General features: G+C 56.9%; 19 protein-coding genes and 1 pseudogene. 3 read left to right on the plus strand and 17 right to left on the minus strand.

What is annotated here, in order from left to right; all coding sequences use genetic code 11:
* Nucleotides 1-27: 27 nt before the first annotated feature.
* The 10 genes from ABNX08_RS38570 to ABNX08_RS38615 form a co-directional block, all read right to left on the minus strand.
* Nucleotides 28-471: a DoxX family protein gene (locus tag ABNX08_RS38570; protein ID WP_349606426.1), complete on the minus strand. Its 444-nt coding sequence runs from the start codon at nucleotides 469-471 to the stop codon at nucleotides 28-30.
* A gap of 39 nt (nucleotides 472-510) precedes the next feature.
* A complete protein-coding gene (locus tag ABNX08_RS38575; protein WP_374063822.1) occupies nucleotides 511-2,334 on the minus strand; it encodes an amidohydrolase in 1,824 nt (607 codons plus the stop codon).
* Between the two features lie 133 nt (nucleotides 2,335-2,467).
* On the minus strand, nucleotides 2,468-3,067 hold the full coding sequence (locus ABNX08_RS38580; RefSeq protein WP_349606422.1) for a nuclear transport factor 2 family protein: 600 nt from the start codon (nucleotides 3,065-3,067) through the stop codon (nucleotides 2,468-2,470).
* A gap of 35 nt (nucleotides 3,068-3,102) precedes the next feature.
* Entirely contained in the window at nucleotides 3,103-4,095 is a 993-nt protein-coding gene (locus tag ABNX08_RS38585) for an ABC transporter substrate-binding protein (protein WP_349606420.1), read from the minus strand.
* 28 nt (nucleotides 4,096-4,123) lie between these two features.
* Nucleotides 4,124-4,264, minus strand: coding sequence for a hypothetical protein (locus ABNX08_RS38590; protein WP_349606418.1), 141 nt, complete (start codon nucleotides 4,262-4,264; stop codon nucleotides 4,124-4,126).
* Nucleotides 4,265-4,331: 67 nt separating this feature from the next.
* Nucleotides 4,332-5,513: an ABC transporter substrate-binding protein gene (locus ABNX08_RS38595; RefSeq protein ID WP_349606416.1), complete on the minus strand. Its 1,182-nt coding sequence runs from the start codon at nucleotides 5,511-5,513 to the stop codon at nucleotides 4,332-4,334.
* A gap of 21 nt (nucleotides 5,514-5,534) precedes the next feature.
* A complete protein-coding gene (locus tag ABNX08_RS38600; protein WP_349606414.1) occupies nucleotides 5,535-6,482 on the minus strand; it encodes a fumarylacetoacetate hydrolase family protein in 948 nt (315 codons plus the stop codon).
* A 7-nt stretch (nucleotides 6,483-6,489) separates the two neighbouring features.
* On the minus strand, nucleotides 6,490-6,867 hold the full coding sequence (locus tag ABNX08_RS38605; protein ID WP_349606412.1) for a YciI family protein: 378 nt from the start codon (nucleotides 6,865-6,867) through the stop codon (nucleotides 6,490-6,492).
* A gap of 1 nt (nucleotide 6,868) precedes the next feature.
* Nucleotides 6,869-7,795: a VOC family protein gene (locus ABNX08_RS38610; protein ID WP_349606410.1), complete on the minus strand. Its 927-nt coding sequence runs from the start codon at nucleotides 7,793-7,795 to the stop codon at nucleotides 6,869-6,871.
* 198 nt (nucleotides 7,796-7,993) lie between these two features.
* A complete protein-coding gene (locus ABNX08_RS38615; protein WP_349606408.1) occupies nucleotides 7,994-8,869 on the minus strand; it encodes an NAD(P)-dependent oxidoreductase in 876 nt (291 codons plus the stop codon).
* 141 nt (nucleotides 8,870-9,010) lie between these two features.
* On the opposite strand from ABNX08_RS38615, the gene ABNX08_RS38620 reads away from it, so the two are divergent.
* Together ABNX08_RS38620 and ABNX08_RS38625 are read left to right on the plus strand one after the other, a co-directional pair.
* Nucleotides 9,011-9,919 (plus strand): LysR family transcriptional regulator, encoded by a 909-nt coding sequence (locus tag ABNX08_RS38620; protein WP_349606406.1) that lies wholly within the window; start codon nucleotides 9,011-9,013, stop codon nucleotides 9,917-9,919.
* Between the two features lie 351 nt (nucleotides 9,920-10,270).
* On the plus strand, nucleotides 10,271-10,486 hold the full coding sequence (locus tag ABNX08_RS38625; RefSeq protein ID WP_349606404.1) for a hypothetical protein: 216 nt from the start codon (nucleotides 10,271-10,273) through the stop codon (nucleotides 10,484-10,486).
* 88 nt (nucleotides 10,487-10,574) lie between these two features.
* Here ABNX08_RS38625 and ABNX08_RS38630 read toward each other — a convergent pair whose 3' ends face one another.
* From ABNX08_RS38630 to argH, 6 genes are all read right to left on the minus strand, one after another.
* A complete protein-coding gene (locus ABNX08_RS38630; protein ID WP_374063738.1) occupies nucleotides 10,575-11,078 on the minus strand; it encodes a Fur family transcriptional regulator in 504 nt (167 codons plus the stop codon).
* Nucleotides 11,079-11,302: 224 nt separating this feature from the next.
* The gene (locus ABNX08_RS38635) at nucleotides 11,303-12,319 is read right to left on the minus strand and encodes a type II asparaginase (RefSeq protein ID WP_349606403.1); all 1,017 of its coding nucleotides are present in this window, start codon (nucleotides 12,317-12,319) and stop codon (nucleotides 11,303-11,305) included.
* 245 nt (nucleotides 12,320-12,564) lie between these two features.
* A complete protein-coding gene (locus ABNX08_RS38640) occupies nucleotides 12,565-14,016 on the minus strand; it encodes an amino acid racemase (protein WP_349606401.1) in 1,452 nt (483 codons plus the stop codon).
* A gap of 50 nt (nucleotides 14,017-14,066) precedes the next feature.
* A complete protein-coding gene (gene aspA, locus ABNX08_RS38645; protein ID WP_349606399.1) occupies nucleotides 14,067-15,524 on the minus strand; it encodes an aspartate ammonia-lyase in 1,458 nt (485 codons plus the stop codon).
* A gap of 533 nt (nucleotides 15,525-16,057) precedes the next feature.
* Nucleotides 16,058-17,020 carry a tripartite tricarboxylate transporter substrate binding protein gene (locus ABNX08_RS38650; protein ID WP_349606397.1) on the minus strand — a complete coding sequence of 321 codons (963 nt, stop codon included), beginning with the start codon at nucleotides 17,018-17,020 and terminating at the stop codon, nucleotides 16,058-16,060.
* A 20-nt stretch (nucleotides 17,021-17,040) separates the two neighbouring features.
* Nucleotides 17,041-18,573 carry an argininosuccinate lyase gene (gene argH / locus ABNX08_RS38655; RefSeq protein WP_349606395.1) on the minus strand — a complete coding sequence of 511 codons (1,533 nt, stop codon included), beginning with the start codon at nucleotides 18,571-18,573 and terminating at the stop codon, nucleotides 17,041-17,043.
* A 163-nt stretch (nucleotides 18,574-18,736) separates the two neighbouring features.
* Here argH and ABNX08_RS38660 point away from each other — a divergent pair, with 163 nt between their 5' ends.
* Nucleotides 18,737-19,621 (plus strand): LysR substrate-binding domain-containing protein, encoded by an 885-nt coding sequence (locus tag ABNX08_RS38660; RefSeq protein ID WP_349606393.1) that lies wholly within the window; start codon nucleotides 18,737-18,739, stop codon nucleotides 19,619-19,621.
* A gap of 74 nt (nucleotides 19,622-19,695) precedes the next feature.
* Here ABNX08_RS38660 and ABNX08_RS38665 read toward each other — a convergent pair.
* Nucleotides 19,696-19,914, minus strand: a pseudogene (locus tag ABNX08_RS38665) (IS110 family transposase); the annotation flags it as partial.
* Between the last annotated feature and the right edge of the window lie 112 nt (nucleotides 19,915-20,026).

Raw genomic sequence — 20,026 nt, forward strand, 5'->3', positions numbered from 1 at the left:
CGAGAATCAGCACCCATGGCAGCGCTCTCACCTCGCCTCCATAACGTCGAACTGTGCAATGCGGCGGGTCCGTCCAATGTAAAACCTGCCGGGCCCGAACGCTGCCAGATACGCCAGTCCGCCCAGCATTGCCAGCCCTTGCATGAAGTGGTTCAGTTCATCCGGAAATGCCTTCATGCCGGCACTCCACGGCCAGTGGATACCAACCACCACCGGAACGCTGACCACGAGAAGCACCGAAGCGGCAGGTCGGAACTGCCAGCCGAGAATGACGCAGATACCGCCGACAAGCCATACCGCAATCGTGAGGCAAAGGGCCAGCATGGGTAGCGGTATGCCCCTACCGGTCATCATCGCGGTGACGCCGTGGAACGATCCCACGAGCCCGATGCCACTCGCGATATAGACGGTACCGATAAGGAGCCGCCCCATTAATGCGCCGCAGTTACTGATCAAATCACGTTCTTTCATGTCTTACTCCTTCACGTTTCAGCCTGTCCTCTGGCTGGCCTAGACCACCATGCAGTTGCAGCTCAGCGTCCATACCCCTCCATCGCCCTGGATCCAGCCGTGGTTATGACTGACGCCGCCGCAGAAATCGCCATTGCCGTGCACGTGGCCGCAGCCATGGTTACTGCTCTTCAGAGCCGTCTCCAGATAACTGCCCTCGTCCGCGCGCGCCACCGCCGCCGGTGACCATGCGGGGTCATACGGCAAGTCCGGCGGCGCCAGCGGCCTGAATGGCCCTTTGGCATACACCACCTGCCCGTTCATGACAGTCAGCACCGACTCGATCTTCTTGATACGTTCTTCCGGCACCGCAAAGTAATCTTCCGACAGCACCACGAGGTCGGCGAACTTGCCCGGCTCCAGCGTCCCTTTTACTTTTTCCTCGCCGGAGAACCAGGCGCTGCCAACCGTGTAGCGGCGCAGCGCTTCGAGTCGGTCGAGACGGTTGGCTGCGCCGACCAGCTGGGTGCCGCCTGCGGTCTTGCCGCTGACGAACCAGTACAGTGAAATCCACGGGTTATAGCTGGCGATGCGGGTCGCATCGGTACCCGCGCCCACCGGTATGCCGGCCTTGAGCATGTCCATCACCGGCGAGGCGCGCCTGGCCGCCCCTTCGCCGTAACGCCGGATGAAGCTCTCGCCCTGGAAGTACAGGCGATCCTGCACCGCGATCCCGCCGCCCAATGCCTTTACGCGGTCGATATTACGCTTGCTGATAGTCTCGGCGTGATCCAGGATCCAGCGCACTTTCCCCAACGGCGCATCGCGGTGCACGTTCTCCAGCACGCCCAACAGCCGGCTGATCGATTCGTCATACGTCGCGTGGAAGCGGAACGGCCAGCCCTTCTCCACGAACAAGCGGATCACCTTTTCGAAATCCTTTTCTGCCGTAGGCTGCAAGTCGGGCCGGGGCAGAATGAAGTTTGCGGAATCGAAGGCAGAGAAGGTCAAGATCTCGCCCATGCCATAGATCTTGTAAAACGGATCGTCGCTCAGCTTGACCTGTTTGATCCAGGATTCGAAGTCTGCATATTCCTTACCGGGCGAGAAGCTGAACATGCTGCAGGCCAGCCGCACGGTCATGTGCCGGCCCTGCGCCAGTTCCTTCATCAGGACATAGTCGGCCAAGTTATTGTCGGCACCACCATCGCTCACGCTGGTGATGCCCAACCGATTCAGTTCACGCATGAACTGGCGCATCGAGTTCAGGCGCGCTTGCGGTCCCAATTGCGGCGCGCGGCGCATGGTGGAATAGACAGCAAACATACTGGGCTTGGCCAGGATCACACCCGTCGGCTCGCCTTGTGCATCCTTCACGATTTCGCCGCCCGGGGGCTGGGGCGTATCCCTACCATAGCCGAGCGCCTGCACCGCAGCCTTGTTCAGCAATGCGGTATCGTAGAAATGCAGCACCATGACCGGCACGTCCGGTGAGACTGCATTCAGTTCCGCGATCGTCGGCATGCGCTGCTCGGCAAACTGGAATTCCGACCAGCCGCCGAGCACACGTACCCACTGTCCCGGCGGCGTGCGCTGCGCCTGCTCGCGCAGAATTCGCAATGCATCTACCAGCGAGGGCACATCGTCCCAGCGGACTTCCAGGTTGTATTGCAGTCCTCCGTTGATCAGGTGCATGTGCGAGTCGTTCAGGCCTGGTATCACGACGCGACCGGCGAGGTCAACGACGCGGGTTCCTGGTCCTTGCAAGCGCGCGGTCTCGACATCCCTCCCTGCCGCGAGCACTTTGCCGCCCTTCAAGGCAATCGACGATACGATGCTGTTGCGGCCGTCGAGCGTATAGATCCTGCCGTCGCGCAGGATCATGTCGGCTTCATTGGCGCTTTGCAAGCTGACGCAACCGGACAAAGAAATACTGGCGGCGGCTGAAGCCTTGACCAGAAATTCCCTGCGATCCATGTTGTCTCCTTCAAACCTCGGTTGAAATTGGCAAGTGCTGTCAGATCGCTTCGCCGCTCAGCCAGGTCTGGCCGCGCTGGTACAGCGCCTCGACCTCGGGGCCGGTGAGTTGCGGCATGTCGCGCTTGACGTTGTAGCCGATGCGGGTCTGGATATAGGCCAGATGCCGATAGCCCGCGGGGTACTGCGCCAGCTGCACGGAGTCCAGTTCGAGTCCGGCCCCAGGCTGCAGCGGATCGATGCGGTCTTTCTCGTAGATCGGCTGTCGCAGCACGACACCCCAGCGTCCGTCGCGTTTCTCGACGAAGTCATAGAAGCGGCCCGTGCACACCACATCGCACGGCACGCCATCGACGTCCGCGCGCTGCGAGATGGTCATCTTGGTCTGCACAATGGCGCGCTGGCCGGCCAGTTCGATCGCAGTCCCACCGAGAAAATGCAGGATGCTCACATCCTTGGCCCAGCCCTCCTGGGTCACGCGAATAAATTCCTTTGCCGGACCCTGGAACCAGGTCGCCATCATCACGCCATCGTCATGCCAGGTAGTGGCAAAGCGTTCCCAGTCGCCCGCGTCGCGCCACAGTGCCCAGTTCTCCACCAAATCGCGAATCGCCAGACGGTCCAATAGTTCATCAGTCATTGCAACTATCCTTGTTAAAGCCTGATTGATAGAAGTCAGTGGCCGGTAGCCCGGTCGTAATAGCTGCGGTCGTAGTACTTCGATGGACTGCCCATTTCCTTGCTGGGCACGCCCCACTTGCTACGCAGTTTCAGCACCTGCTCCAGACCGGCCGGGTCGAGGGCAGCCCGGCGCTGGAACCCGCTTTTCTCATTCACCAATACCTTGAACGCCGCCTCCGCCATCGCCGGATTGCTGTTTGGCATGCGCTCCAGGAACAGCCGCAGCGCTTCCGCCTTGTTCGCCGGGTCATACAGCCACTCGACCCCTTTCACATAAGCGCGGATGAAGCTTTCCAACCGCGCCTGGTTTTGCTGGGCCCAACCCAGACGTACGCCGGCGACCGCCCCTTGGTAGGCGCCCAAGCGGTCCGACACCGATTCAAGCACTTTGAATCCGCGCGCCTGTGCCTGTAATTCGAACGGCGAGACCAACAATGTGGCCGACTGCTTGCCTTCCATCAGTGCTTGAAACCGCTGCAGGACGCCGCCGACGCGTTCGACCTTGTAATCGGCCTCGCCCAAGCCGGCCCGCGCCAGCAGTTCGAACAGGACCGCTGCGTATCCTGAGCTTTTGGCATCCACCGATACCGTCTTACCGCGCAGGCCGGCAATGGATTCCACACCAGGTGCTGCAACCAACTTGAGAAAACCGCGGTCCCCGCCCATTACAGCGACCAGGTCCGCGCCGACCTTGCCGGACACTTCGCCCTGCCCTTCGCGATAGGCGATCAGGTTGTCCACGGCGGTCATGGCGATATCGAATTTTCCGTCGATCAGATTTGTCATCTGGAACACCGAACTGGGGGTGGGCGTCACGTTCACGGCTACGCCTTCCACCGAGAAGAAGCCTTTGTCCTGGGCCACCCACAGCGGCCAGTTGGAACCGCCAGGGAATATGATGAGTTCAATCGGCCTTTCGGCCGCCGCGGATATGCCGGCGATACACGCCAGCACCAACGTCAACGCGATTCTCTTGATGCAATTCATGAAATTGCCTCCTCGGCAAGCAGCGGAATTAGAGGAAGTGGCGCAAGTCAATCATCAGGCCGATTTGCGATCCGGCCGCCACCGTGTTGCTGGCCACGTCGCTGACAATGACCGAGAGCTTGAGCGCACCGCCGTTCGCGATATGCCTTTTATTTGAGAACTCAGGCAAAGCGTCCCCGATGGAGGGGACCTCGAGGCTGCCTCCTGACAACGGTGTGCTCCGGTTTCAGACCTTCCTATTTGGGCTTGCACTGCCCCGCGTAGGCGTCCGTATGCTCTTTCAATACATCGGCCGCCAGCAGCTTGAACTCGGGCCGGCCGGCCGCGCCCTTGGCTACCTGGTAGATGTGGTAGTTCTGTACTGGGAAGTTGTTCTTGCCGAATTTGAAGTCGCCCCGTACCGACTTGAATTGCGCATTCTTGATTGCTGCCGTCAGCGCCTTGTGGTCGGCGGCATTGCCCTTGAGGGTGCGGATGGCCGCATCGAGCAGCATCGCTGCGTCGTAGCTAAACGCCGCGTAAGGCGACGGCGTGCGTCCGTAGCGCTTCTCGAAAGCCGCGACAAACTGCTTCGATTGCGGATTGGGCGCGCCGGGTGCCCAGGTATCGCCGACGATGGCGCCAACTGCCGCCGCGCTCATCGCGTCCGCGGCGGCGCCTTCGATGGTATTGGACGTATGCAGAGGAATCTTGGTCTGCAGCCCGGCCTGCTGGAACTGCCGGACAAACGTAACGCCCATCCCGCCCGGATAGAAAGCATAGACCGCTTGCGGCTTCGATGCCGACAATTGGGTCAGCTCGGCGGAAAAATCGAGCTGATTGAGCGGGGTGTAGATCTCATCGACGATCTCCCCCTTGTAGTAGCGCTTCAGGCCCTGGATCTTGTCCTTGCCGCCGACGAAGTTCGGCGTCAACGTGCTGACGCGCTTGATGCCCTTGTCCTCGAGATACTTGCCGACTGCCTCGGCCGGCGCGTCGCTCTGCCAGGACATCACAAACTGGTTGGGCTTGCACTGGCTGCCAGCCACAGGGGACGGACCGGCGACGGTGCCGATGAACGGCAGATCGGTTGAGGCAATGCGGTTCTGCATCGCCATCATAATGTTGGCGAAAGTCATTCCGACGATCAAGTCGACCTTGTCCCTGTCGATCAGCCTGGCAAGCGCATTCATCGCCACCTCGGGCTTTTGCTGGTCATCCTCCTTGGTGACCGAGGCGGCGACGCCGCCCAGCTTGCCGGATAACTGATCGAGCGCCAGGCTAAAGCCGTCGACCTGGTCGCGCCCGACATCGGCGCTCGGTCCCGACAGGGTCGCCAGGAAGCCGACTTTGACGTCCGCCATAGCCGCCGGGGCGATACCGGCAACCATCATTGCTACCAGTGCCCAGTTGAGTTTAGTTTTCATATCTGTCTCCACTCTTATTCTCAAGGAAGGCCATCAAGCGACGGTGGTCTCCAGTTCACCGAGCCCTGCGATCCATACCCTCATCACATCGCCGCGCTTCAGGAAGGTCCCGCTCTCCGCGCCCACGCCCGCCGGGGTGCCGGTCAGGATGATGTCGCCGGGATGCAGGTCGACGCGGTGACTCAGATAAGAAATCTGGTCCGCCACGCCATACAGGTGGTTGCGCGTGTTGGAATCCTGTTTTAGTTCGCCGTTCAGCCATAACTTGATGTCGAGGTCTTCGGGAGACTCGACAAAGGCCGCCGGTGTCAGGAAAGGGCCGATGGGGCAGGAACCGTTGAAGCATTTGTGTCCGATCCAGTCGAAGCGGAATGGCGAGCTGACATCGATCTTCTCCCGCTTCAGGTGGTCGCGAGCTGACAAGTCATTCGAGCAGGAATAGCCGGCGACGAACTGCAAAGCGTCATCCACGCTGACCTTGGAGGCGCGGCGGCCAATCACGACGGCCAGTTCCGCTTCCCAATCGAGCATGTTGCTGTGGGCGGGGAACGACACGACCTCACGATGCCCGGCCAGGCTGCCCTTCCCAGCCTTCAGAAAATGCCAGGGCGGAATGCCTTCCGCCTTCGGATCCACCACCAGCTTGTGGTTCAGCGCGCGGCTCATGGCTTCCACGTGGTCGCGATAATTGGCGCCGGCGCAATAGATCACGCCGGGGTGCGGGACCGGCGGCAGGAAAGTGACGGCGTCCGCGGACAGCCTATGGTCGACGTATGTGTCCGGGGATGCGGGCAAGGCATCGGCGATGGCGAGCAGTTGGGCATGCGCGCTGTCCCAATTGTCCAGCAGCTCCATCACCGATTTCCCGGCCAACGAGCTACCCGTGGCAGCGCGAGCCAAATCGAACAATTGCTGGTTGACGGCGATACCCGTCCCTGCGGCCCCGTTCTTGTCCGCATACGTAAAAAGCTGATATTTCATTGTGTTCCTATCGGAGTTGGTATGACTGGTCCGAGAAGCGCAGCGTCACCGTGATGCCGCCTTCCATGAGCAGCCATTTCCTGATTGATGGCGTATATACCCGCTCCCGGACAAAGGGATCCCGGGACAGTATTTGTTGCGCTTCTTCCATTGATGCCGCACGCACGATCGACATTCCCCCCAGGGCACCCGGCACACCGCCTTCTTCCACGAACGGACCGGATGCGAACAACTCCCCGCGCTGCTCGGCGGCGATTGCCCACTGCAGGTGCGCTTCCAGCAGCGCGCTGAAGCGCGACAGGTCGTTCGGTGTCCGCAGCGCGACATACAAAGGCTTTTGCAGCATGCTCGCCAGCAGGGCGCGGGCGCTGTCGTTGATGTCCATGTCAGTCCGGCAGTTCGAAGTTCATGGGGAATTCCGGCGGCGGCGGCTCGCTGGCCCATACCGCGGTCAGCTCTTCCGGCGTGACATTCAAGGGCACCCAGCCGCTGTCGTCTTCCGGAATGATGTCGATGTCCCAGAAGTACTCCACCAGGCTGTTCCACGGATCGCGGATGTAATGGAAGTAGTTCGATCCGCCTACGTGACGGCCGGGGCCGAACGCGCTCTTGTAACCGGCACGCACCAGGGTCTGCGCGCCGATCTCGATCTCATCGAAATCGCCGACTTCGAAACTCAAGTGGTGCAAGCCAGTATGCGTGCTCTTCGCGAACGCCAGGATGTGATGGTCGCCGCCCTGCGCGCCGCGCAGGAAGGCCAGGATGTCTTGCGCGCGGTCAGACATCTTCAGCCCCAGCACCTGCATGTAGAAATTGGCAGAACGGTCGACGTCCGGGGTGAACTTGATCAGGTGCCCAAGGCGGCGCGGCCGCGCCCGCTTTTGCATGGACGCGACATCGCAAGCGCGGGTGCCGATGCGACGGTAGCGCCCGGGCGCGTTGACTTCCGGCGGCGCCACCATCAGGGATGGCACCGCTTCCTCAACTTGCACGTTGAGCCAGTCGCCGTGCGGGTCCTGGAACCAAATACCGCCGAAGGGCACACGGAAAGGCGCATCCACGACCGCCACGCCGGCGCGCTCCAGCTGGCTTTTCAACGTCTGCATCCCAGCCGCGTCGGTGCCCAGCGAGACATAGCTCAAGCGCTTTTTCGGCCCTTGCATCATACGGATCTGATCCTGCGCCCGGTCGGGACAGCGCAACACCAGGTCGTTGCCGCAGGCATGCGCTTCCAGGCCAAATAGCTCATAAAAGGCGCGGCCGATTTCGAGATCGGGTACGGTCATGCCGACGTGAAGCAGCGAGTGGATCATCGCAATGTCTTCCTAATATGTGAGGGGAGAAAACGGCAGCTGCGTCAGCGGCTCGCTATCCTTGTGGATGACAATGTGCCCCGCCTTACAGAGAAAGACGCGCCCTTCGGGCTTGACCGACAAGGCGGGGCGGCGTTGCACGCGATCGTCAAAGCGAGCGTCTCAATGATCACGTTACGCTCGTTGTTGTGTCTTCTGTTACGACTCCGATTCCAGCAGCTTGATGACCGCCGCGGCATCCTCGTCGCAAATGTCGCTGTCGATGGCGCGGTAAAAATACGGGGCGGCCGCCGAAAAGAGAGGCGTGGCGACACCCAGTTCATCGGCCAATGCACCGCCCAGGTCGAGGTACTTTTTCAGTGTGACAAACGGCCCGATCGCCGGCGTGAAGGCGCGCGCCGCCATCATCGGTGCGCGAATCGCGAACATGGTCGAACTGCCCGCACCATGCTTGATCACATCGGCAACCATGTGCGGATCGAAGCCGGCCTTGGCACCAAGGTTCATCGCCTCCGCCGCGGCGAGAATATGAATCGATAGCAAATAATTGGCGATCAGTTTCATGGCCACCGCCGCGCCATATTCGCCGATGTGAAAATGATCGGTCGTGATGGCGTCGAGCACCGGCTTGCATTCTTCGATAAGTTCCCTGGAGCCGCCCAAGTACAGCGAGGCCTTGCGCTGCGTCACCATCGGCGGCGAGCCGCTGACCTCGGACTCGAGCACCCGACCGCCGCGTTCCCGGATACGTTCGGCCTGCTCGATCTTGAATGCCTTGCTATAGGTGCTGAGTTCGATGACGATCTGTCCGGGCTTGAGCGCCTCCAGGACGCCATTGGGGCCCTGCAAGACATCCAGCTCCGCTTGTTCACTTGGCAGGCAAAGCAGCAGGATATCGGCTTGGCGGGTGACTTCGGCCGGGCTGTCGAGCGCCTGGCCACCGCGGGCGACGAACTCTTCCCTGCCGGTGCGGCGGAAGCCCGCCACCCGGTGGCCGGCCTCGATCAGATTAGTGGCGATCGGCAGCCCAAGCTGGCCGAGGCCGATCACGCCGACAATTGCTGGGGTGTCCATGTCTCTGTCTCCGCTTCATTTCTGTATGTTTAGGGGTATTCTAGTGACGCATTTTTCATTAAACTATATCGATTCTTAGAATCCATAGTATTAACAGGGTTTATAGTTGCTGCACGGACGGCGGCGGCGGAGCACCAACTAATGAAAGACCTCAACTTGTTGTATGTCTTCGAAGCCTTGTGGCGTGACCGGTCGGTGACGGGCGCGGCGGAGAACCTAGGGCTGACGCAGGCGGCGGTGAGCAGTGCGTTGAAGCGGATGCGGACGGAGCACGGCGACAAGATGTTCACGCTGGTCGGCCGGCGCATGGAACCGACGCCCCACACCACGGCCATTGCCCAGCAATTGCTGGATGCGCTGGCAATGATCCGCAATACCCTAGTAGAAGAGGCGAGCTTCGACCCGCTCACTTCCCGCCGGCTCTTTACTGTACGCACGCGCGACATCGGCGAAGTAGTACACCTCCCTGCATTGATGCAGAGACTGGAGGTAGCAGCACCCCATATCAAGGTACGGACGGTATTCAAGCCGATCGATGAAACGCTGAGCGGGTTGGCCAACGGCAGGATCGATTTCGCGCTCGGCTTCCTGCCGGCGCTGGAAACCGGCATTCATCGCCGACAGCTATTCAGGCAGCATTATGTCTGCGTCATGCGCAAGGGGCATCCCTTGGCGAAACGCGAACTGAGCACCGAACTCTTCTGCGAGCAACAGCATTTGCTCGTGGAGTATTCCGGCAGCGGGCACCAAGTCCTGGAAAAGGCATTAATCGACGCTGGTGCCCGCCACCAGATCAAATTGCGCCTGCCGCAATACCTGTCCGCCCCGCACTTCATCATTGCCTCGGACCTCTTATGGTGCGCGCCCGAGATTCTGGTTCAGAGACTGATGCCGCACTTTGAGCTAATCACCAAACCGGTCCCCCTGCAGCTGCCGGACTTTGATATCGGCATTTACTGGCACGACCGGTATCACCGCGACCCCGGAAACAAGTGGCTGCGCGACTTTATCGTCACAGTGATGAGCGATGATTTCCAGGGGCAGGCGTGACGACCGTCGCTTCTACCCTTAAGGAACTCGACCGTCTTCCCCGAAAAATCGGTGAGGGCCATGACTCGCCTAGAGCGCTGCACGACATGCTGATCTCTATGAACGGGGAGAGTGCCCCGGGAAGTTGCTGACACCCCGCAGTCCGCTATCTCCCTAACGCAGCACAGGCCATTTCGTGGGTTTACTGCATTTCTAAGTTGTTCGTCCCATTAGTCTGTGATCGCTTGGCACTCTCGCATGAGAGCTCTCGAAGAAAGCCCTCATGCGACAGCCCGTGTGATCTGGAAAAGGTACCTACACTGCGACGTCACCGCGCTCGCCAGGCCAGCTTGCTGCCTGCAATAGCCACGGATGATCTTGACAGACAGCCTGTTCAGCATAGACGGCGACATGGTGCCGCTCGCCGATTGGCTGGCACAGGCCGACCATGACGCTTCGATCGTGGACGATGCCCACTGCATTCGCGTGCTGGAGGCTAGGACGGGCGCACTGGCGCACCTGGGGCTGATCTCCGAGCGCCTCATCTCCGACACGCTAGGCAAGGCATGCGGGGTTCCGTTACCCTGAGTTCAGGGAGAGCCCCCGCACCGCCCTTCCCTGCATGCGTGCATGCTGTCGACAGCCAGTTTGACAACGTGGACCGCTCCTGCATTATTTATCCAAATCGCTTTAATCTGCCGGCACTCGCCTGGCAGCTCGCACAATGCCCGTAAAGAGTCAGCGTGTGGTTGCGCAGGACGAACCCCTTTTCCTTGGCAATTTCGATCCGTCGAATCTCTATTTTTTGGTCGCAAAACTCGCCAACTGTCCCGCACTGTACGCATATCAAATGATCATGATCATCTCCTTCGTTCAACTCAAAAATGGTTGGACTGTTTTCGAATTTTTGACAAGTCAGTAGCTTTGCTTGCACTAATAGGTGAAGAACTCGATAGACAGTTGACAAACCTATATTTCTATTTTCATTTAGAAATCTACGAAAAACGTCTTCTGCGGTCAAGTGCAGATGTGCCTTCTCTTGGAACATCGAAAGGATAAGCATACGAGGCACAGTACGCCGCAGACCTGTAGCACCCAGCTCGCTCCAAGAGCTAAATTCTTCCTGAACTTTCTCCAAAGATATCATGCCAAAATGCCGATGGCATTGAGACTCGCTCATTATGCAAAAAAAATGACCCCACCACTACGCTTAATGATGGTGGATTCGTGAAACATTGCGCAGCCCAAGCGCAACGGCTGACTGGCACTCTCGCCAGCGAGCTGTAGTGAAGCCTCGACCAGACCAGAGACTTTTCACCCGACGCGCAGCGGCGCCGCGCGACGGATACAACTCTAAGGTCGTGAGGAAGACACTGCCCTGGCTCCCCCCACAGATCGCTGATACTATGGTTCGTTAAAATAGCGCGCGATTTGGGCTAAATCGGACTGATTCGCCAGTGCGAGCATCAAAAGAATGCGTGCCTTCTGCGGGTTCAGGATACCGGCACCGAGACTCTCAGGCTTTGTTGTCGTAAAGCCGCTTCCCGTCCGGCTTGAGCGAATCACCGGATAACCCGCCTTTTTAAGTTCCGCCAGACGTTCCCTTACGGTCGTCGGGACGGCACCATTTCCACTACCCGCGATGATCAACCCTTTCGCTCCCGCCTGAATTGCGGAATCAATCTGTTCATTACTCTGATCTTCATGCATGTAGATAATCGACACTTTAGGCAGCGAAGAGATCGTCGACACATCGAAGTAAGGCTTCGCAGTCGGGGTGGCCGCTGTATAGAAGAAGCGCGGTTGGGCGCCAATGAACATTCCAAGATACCCTTGTTCACTTGCGCGGAATGTATCGAGCGCTGTGGTATTCGTCTTCACTGTGTAGAAAGCAGACCCTATGCGATCATTCAATGATACAAGCACGCCGCGGTTCGAGGCCTCTGGGCTTGCGGCAAGACTGACGGCTTGCAGCAGATTCATGGGGCCGTCAGCACTAATAGCGGTAGCCGGCCGCATTGACCCAACAACGACTACCGGTTTAGGGCTGCGTATGGTCAGGTCAAGGAAGAAGGCTGTCTCTTCCAAAGTGTCGGTGCCGTGAGTGACTACAATTCCGTGAATATTTGGATCTTTTAGTTTTTCCTGTGCTTCCTTAGCCAACGTAAGAAGTGTATTCTGATATATGTCCGCACTACGTACGTTAGAAATTTGTTTACTGGAAATATTTGCGATGCTTTTGAGTTCAGGAACGGCCTCGAGCAGGTCCTGCACGCCCATCGAACCAGCCTTATAGGTTGTCGTGTTTAGTCCACTCTTTGCAGCGCCAGCGATTGTGCCGCCAGTTGCATAAACCATCACGCCTGGAAAATCTGCTGCTACCAGATCGGACTGCCAAACCGTAAGAAGTGCGGCAAACATGAATGACATCCAGCTGTATCGTTTCGTTTTCGAGACCATGATTTTAAATATAGAAAGTTGCTAAGTTCGATGGACGACAAAGGAGCCTACATACTTCTCTATGCGAGATATCGGATAGAGAAGTATCAGGAATATCCGACAGCAGACACCGGCGACCACAAGCCATTGCGAGGTATCGGGTTACCACAGCGGATTTCTTCGATTCCTCCACCTGCACCGCTCTCAGCGGATTGGGCATCGGCACGCTATTTCCCTTGCTCGCCTGTTGGCTGCGCGATCTGGACGCAGCATTTCGCCAGGACATCTGTCGGGTCGACAAGAGCAACGGTTGCACCCGACCCCAGATCGAAAGCATCCGATTGAGCGAAAATCAGTGGCAGTTCCGTGCAGCCGAGAATCTGCACTGCCGCGCCGCTACTTTGTAGATGAGCGATTGCCGCATGCAGATGCGCCGCACAACGCCCTTCCGTATAGCCAGCCTTCACTCCGTCTGCACCATAAATTGCGTCCATAACCCGCTGTTGGAACTCGGATGAAGGCACAATTAGTTCTAACTGCCCATCGGCTGCAGCGTGATAAACACCACTCTCCAACGTGCCTGACGTTGCCAGTAACCCGACTCTCGTTCCTTTTCCGTATTTGCGTACAATATGCTGAACAGTCTCGCTCAGCATATCGACAATAGGCACAGAAAGGTGAGGTTGAATGCACTCAATGTACGCGTGCGCCGTATTGCAAGGAATGGCGATCGCACTTGCGCCTTCTGCCTCAAGCCGCTTGCAGGTGGCATAGAGCGCGATAGTTGGGTCTGCTTCGTCGCGCAGCAGATGTGCCGTCCGATCCGGGATCTGCGGATTCTGCTCAACGACCATCTTAATATGGTCCTGATCCTTTGACGCGGGCGTATTCTTTACAATCTTACCCATGAAGTCGACAGTGGCTGCGGGTCCGACCCCGCCAACGATTCCGAGTTTGTAGCCCCGATTGACATGTCGATTGACCGAGGTCGCCGCATAATCCGCATAGACCTGATTAACATCGCTAATCGGAACTCCCCTTCGTCGCAAGGCAGAGATTACGAGAGAGAGTTCTGTCATGCCCGGGACAATTAGGTCCGCACCACCGTCAACGAGTTCCTGGCACGCACCGTAAACCTGTTCGAGGCACAGACCGTCCGTATAGCCAGCCTTTATGCCGCTCGGCCCATAAACCGCAGCCATTAGACTTGACTGCATTGCTTCGGTCGGATAAATAATCTTGAATCGCTCACCAAAGCGGTCATCGAAGAGCCGCGCGTGACGAACAAAATCCGACGCCAGCACGCCAATCGTTTCACCTTCATGCAAAGTGTCGTTGAACGCTGACTGCAATGCATCTAGGATATTGACGATGGGCATGGCCAACTCCGCCTGAAGCTCATCGCGAAAGGTGTGGGACGCAAAGCAGGGCATTAGAACCGCATCGACATTCCTGCCCTCAAAGAACTGACAGGTCTTGAAGACATGTAGCTTGCGCCCCGTCATGCTTGCGTCGCAAACGAGCGGCATTGCCACATCCCGGAACGGATACTGCTCAAAGAGAAAATGGTACCGGCCCTGATCCGCCATTACCGCGCGGCTCTTGACAAGTTTGAGGAACAGGTCGGCACCAGCAAGCATACCTAGGCCGCCTATAATTCCGAAGGTGATGTTTTGCATGGTTTTGGGACCTCAGTTTTTCCTTGCAGAGGGAGGCTTCCTTCCGAACGCTATTTCGTGAAAGTAATTGGTGCGCGCGGCGCAGTCAGTACTTCGGGTCGCAGAATCTCCGCCAGCGCTTCCGGCGAAAGAAGACGCCGCTCCAAAACGATGTCGGCGATCTTTCGTCCCGTTTCCAAGGCCTCTCGGGCGACCTCGGTTGAGTTGGCGTAGCCTATGTAGGGATTTAGTGCGGTCGCAAGGACGATGGAATGGTCGAGCATTTCACGCATATGCTCCCAATTCGCGGTAATTCCGCGTACGCATTTCGCTTCGAGCGTTGCACACGCTTGCGTTAAATGTCCTATGCTGCGGAACATCGAATAAGCAATGACTGGCTCGAAGGCGTTGAGCTGCAACTGGCCTGCCTCGGCCGCCATGGTAATTGTCAGATCGTTGCCAATGACCTCGAACGCCACTTGGTTCACAACCTCCGGGATTACGGGATTCACCTTTCCCGGCATAATGCTTGACCCAGCTTGCACCGGCGGCAAGTTGATTTCGCCCAGTCCCGCCCGGGGACCGCTAGAGAGGAGACGCAGGTCGTTACAAACCTTTGAAAGCTTTACGGCGATACGCTTAAGGACACCCGACAGTTGCACGAACGCACCGCAGTCTTGCGTCGCTTCTATCAGATACGGGGCGGTGTGCAGAGGCAAACCACTAACGGTACAAAGGTGGTCACGCACCAAGACAGCATAGTTTGGGTGCGCATTGATGCCGGTGCCAATGGCGGTCGCTCCGAGGTTTATCTCGCAAATGAGGGGTAACGCCTCGCCCAATCGTTGGCGGTCTTCGCTAAGCATAACCGCGTACGTGGCAAATTCTTGACCAAGCGTCATAGGCACAGCATCCTGGAGCTGCGTCCGACCCACTTTCAGCATAGTACGAAACTCTGCCGCCTTGCGCTCGAACGATGATTCAAGGATTGACATCTGCTCCAGTAGGCGAAGCGCACTGCGATATGTCGCAATCTTCAAGGCCGTCGGGTACACGTCGTTGGTTGATTGACTCATGTTGACGTGCTCATTCGGGTGCAGTATGTGGTACTCACCTCGCCGATGCCCCAAGAGTTCTAGGGCTTTGTTGCACACCACCTCGTTTGCATTCATGTTGGTCGACGTACCGGCACCTCCTTGAATTAGGTCAACCGCAAACTGCTCAGTATGCTGGCCTACGCGGATAGCTTTGCATGCCTCGACGATTGCGTGACAGCGGGTTTCGTCAAGCAGGCCTAGCTCTAGGTTTGCGAGCGCAGCCGCCTGCTTGATATCGACCAGGGCAACAATCAGTTCCGGATATTTGGCGACTGGATCTCCAGAGATCGGAAAGTTCTCCAGCGCCCTCAAAGTATGAATACCGAAGTATGCATCCGCGGGTACCTCTCGGTAGCCTAGCAAATCATGCTCGCGGCGCATCTCCTTAACAATCTCTATATTGGTCATCCCGCCCCTGATATCTCGCGTCATTCATAGATCCCATTTTTCCAGTCTGGTCGCAGCTGAGGCCGTAAAGCCTTCTTTTTAACAATGTGGTGGCGTGCATTACGGAATCGATATGGGTTGGTGAGATGCCACTCGAGGGGTGGCCTCCATCGTAAGTCAGTCCAGTGGGCCGCAGGAACGCATCTCATTAGTACTGGTGAAAAAAAATCGCCTTTTCCGTTGGCGGCATCCCTAAGTTTCTTGCCAGCTTTGAACTTCACGGTATTCCCAGCCAAAGCCTACAAACATAGGCAAACCAGCGCTGCCCGGCAACTACCAACAGGTGTCCGTGAAAATAGACGGGCTTAGCTCAGACCCCAACGCCATTGACCATAAAAAATTTAGGTCGAATGCCGACCACCGTACCAAATTGATTTGCGACGGGTTGCACGGCCTCTTCCACGATGAGCGACTACCTCTATCCGATACAATGCAACGATAGGTATAGAGAAAGCTGGCATACTGCCAGCTTTCTACGCAGCAGAACTTGCGTTGCGACTTAATTAAATGCCGCGCTATCAATCCATTTGAATCTTCGCGTGTTGCACTACTTCAGACCAGCGGCGAGTGTCTTGATTGATCAGCTTAGCCATCTCCGCGCCCGAACCGTAGAATGGCTGCGCACCCTGAGCAGTGAGCTGCTTGATCATCGCAGGATCTTTGGTAATCGACATAACCGTATCCTGCAGCTTCTTTACCACCTGTGGGCTCGTTCCCGCTGGTGCCATTAGAGCCGACCAGGATTCCGTTTCTGCATCTTTAATGCCTAGTTCTTCAAAAGTCGGGACGTCAGGAATCACGGGGCTCCTTCGCTTGCTTGCAATGCCGAGCAGGCGAATCTTCCCCGACTTGACGTAGGGCTGGACGGTTGGGAGATTTGCAAACAAGACCTCCACTTGACCGGCCATCAGATCAGTCACTGCGGGCCCAGCCCCCTTGTAGGGAACATGAGTGAATTTCACTCCCGTCCGGAGCATGAAGAGCTCACCTAACATGTGGTTCACCGACCCTTGACCTGCAGAAGCCATATTGAGCTTTCCCGGATTTGCTTTGGCGTACTGCAACAGTTCTGCCATGTTCTTGGCCGGGATGTTGGCCGAGATTGCCAGTACGTTTGGTACCGTAGCGAACAAGGCAATCGGCACAAAGTCTTTCGACGCCGAGTATTGCAGCTTCTTGTACAAGAGCGGTTGGATCACTTGGTTACCCATCGTAGCGTACAAAAGCGTGTACCCATCTGCGGGCGCCCTAGCGGCAAACGTCGCACCAATTGTTCCCCCAGCTCCCGCCTTGTTGTCTACGATAACGGACTGGCCCAAGAGCTCCGACATATGAGTCGCAAGTATCCTGGCAGTGAGGTTTACCGTTCCTCCTGGCGCAAAGGGAACAATAAGATCGATTGGCTTGTTCGGGTATGTTTGGGCATTGGCTCCCGTACAAACCGCCAATGCCACAGCAAGCCCCGCAATGAATTTAAACATGGTTCACCCTCGCTGAAAAATCACTTTGCACTCGTGATCCTGCCGTTATCTGGCAAGATCAAAGCTTGTGTACGCTGCTCCAGGGACTTCGCCGCATCGCGAATGCGCCTATTGGCCGCGTCAACGGTCTCGGCTTTCTTCTTCAACGAGGCTTTTTGTTCGTCAATCCGCGCAAGGACGCCTTGCGGTGCGGGGGCACCATATGACTGGCGAGCACTCACGTTGCGGACAGGATCCAAGCATTGGGCAACGTCATCGCGTGACAGCGCCGCTTCACGGCCCACCTGGTCTACTGCAGCCGCGTCAATCATTTCCGCAGTAATTCCTGTAGCCGGGATCCCTTGATCCAGCGCACGTCGTACAACGGCGCCAATGATGTGATGCGCATCACGGAATGACAAATCGGCCTTCCGCACGAGCAAGTCGGCGAGGTCGGTAACAGCGGAAAAATCTTCGGCTGCGCGCGACGCCATACGGGCACGATTCGGTTGAACGTCCGATACGAGCAGCTTCATAAGCTCTAGGCTTTTCAGCGCCTCTTCGCAGCTTTCCCAGCAGCTTCGCGTACTTTCTCGGCTGCTATCGCCCGAATGCGTGAAGTGTGTCGATTTCACCGTCGTAAGGGCGGCCGAGGTAAGTCCGACCAGATGGCCGGTCTTGCCACGGAGATATTCCAGTACGATCGGATTTTTCTTTTGGGGCATGATGCTCGACGTCCCCGCAATACTGTCTGGAAAAGTAAGGAACCCAAATTCGGGTGTCGACCAGATGTAGAAATCTTGCACCATCCGGCTGCACGTGATCATCATGATCGACAGCGTTGCGCTCAACTCCAGAGCAAAGTCACGCGAAGCGACGCTATCCAATGCGTTCGCAAGAGGACGAGTAAAGCCAAGCAAGCTACTTGTCAGGGCACGATCAATCGGGAAAGACGTGCCGGCAAGTGCACAGGCCCCCATCGGGCAACCATCGATCGTTTCAAGCACGTGCAGCAACCGATTGATATCTCGCGCCCACGCTTCGACCAATGCCGAAAAATAGTATCCATACGTAATCGGCTGGGCCGCTTGCATATGAGTATAACCAGGCATGACGAAATCCGCGTATCGTTCTGCCTGGTTCAACGCGGCTTGCGACATTTCAAGAAGTACCGTACAGATTCGGATCACAAATCCACGGGCCCGAATTCGATCATTTGTCGCCCCTATGTCGTTGCGGCTGCGTGCTGTATGCAAGCGACCACCGATATCTTGGCCCACCATCTTGATAAGGTGCGCCTCGTAGTTAAAGTAGGCCTCTTCCCTTGCCGCGTCGAGCTCTACGGCATCAGGCCCGTCCTTCTGCATTTTCAGAAGGGCAATGGCCAGGCTCGAAATGGTTGTTTTATCCAGAATACACTGCTGATCTAGCATTACCAAATGAGCAAGATTAATCTGTGTCAGCACGTCGAAGTTTTTACTGAAGAATTCTCTCGTTGTCCGTGGCTGAAAAATATATTGAATAACTTCCTTAGCGGGAGGTTGCTTGAGGCGGCGGCTGACTTTAGATTCCATATACAAAAATCTCAGATGAAGAAATCAAGTTCGAGTTTGGTAGTGCGGCGGCCATACGTCAAATCAGCGGTCAACAGCTTCTTATACAATTTTGATATGATTCGATAAGTGAGTGCCGTACGACGGAGCCTCGTGGCAGAATGCCCTGCTGAGGAGCCTTATGATGAACTTCAAGCAAATCGAAGCGTTTCGCACCGTGATGGCGTCGCGCTCAATGACCACGGCTGCTGGCCTGCTTCATACATCTCAACCAAACGTAAGCCGTTGGATCTCGATGCTCGAGCGCAGTGTCGGATTTCAATTGTTCCAGCGACACGGCACCAAGCTTGTGCCTACCGCAGAAGCGGAAGCATTCTATGCCGATGTCGAGAGGGCATTTGTTGGCTTGGAGTCACTTGATGAAAGCGCAGATTCGATCAGGCGCAGAGGGACTGGATTGCTTCGTGTTGGCGCGGTTGGATCGATTACCGAATGCGTTTTGCCGGAAGCCATCCGCCTTTTTAGAAAGACGTTTCCTGATATCCCTATCCTAGTCAACATGGGCCGATCGGACGTCGTCGCTAAATGGACAGCAACAGGCTTTTGCGATATTGGATTTTGCTCGGTACAAACAGAACTACCCAGCCTGCATTTCGAGCAAATCAATTCTGCACGAGGAGTTTGTATAGTTCCCAGCTCACATCGATTGGCAACATACGCTTCAATTCAGCCGGCAGATTTTGAAGGTGAATATTTCATCTCACTACCCAGCGGGAGTCCCAATAGGGGCGAAATCGATAAGAATTTTCGATCAAATTCTAGAGTACATTCGATCGAGACACCGTATGCAACGGCGATTTGTGCCATGGTGGACAAAGGGCTTGGTGTGTCGATCGTTAGTCCCGTGGTGACCCGTGCACTACGTCTCCCAAATTTACGAGAAATCCCATTTACTGAGAATATTCAATTTCGGAGCTTCTCGGTGACCTCGGACCATTTCCCGCTTAACTTTTTAGCTAGCAGCATGTCGGATTGCGTACGTGCTACGTTTGAATTGCTAAATTGTTGAGATCTATACTGAGTAATCCGACGATCAAGGATGCTCGGGGTGTCAATAGCTGCGCCGCATTTAGTCTTCTCGCCCGGCACAGAGCGCATGCTCGGCCGCGTCACCGCGCGGATGGCCGCCGCGTCGGCTGCGTCATTCTTGCCGCGTTTGCCGGACATCCGGTAAGGCGCCACCAGTCTCGGTGACCTCAGCTTGACCGTGTGTCCGTGCTGGCGAAACAGCCGCGCCCAATAATCGACGCCATGAGCAAACACGCTCTTGGCGAGATCAATTCCAACGGTAACGATAGCCATGGACTTCCTCTTCGTTGGTTGTGATGCAGTTTTGACACGCCCTTCATGGCACGTCGGTGCCAAGTGGCGGCTTCCGCCGCAACCTCGGGACGGGCAAGTCCCTTCCATTCGA

Source organism: Cupriavidus sp. DF5525, assembly GCF_040149425.2.
GTDB classification, from domain to species: Bacteria; Pseudomonadota; Gammaproteobacteria; order Burkholderiales; family Burkholderiaceae; genus Cupriavidus; species Cupriavidus pickettii_A.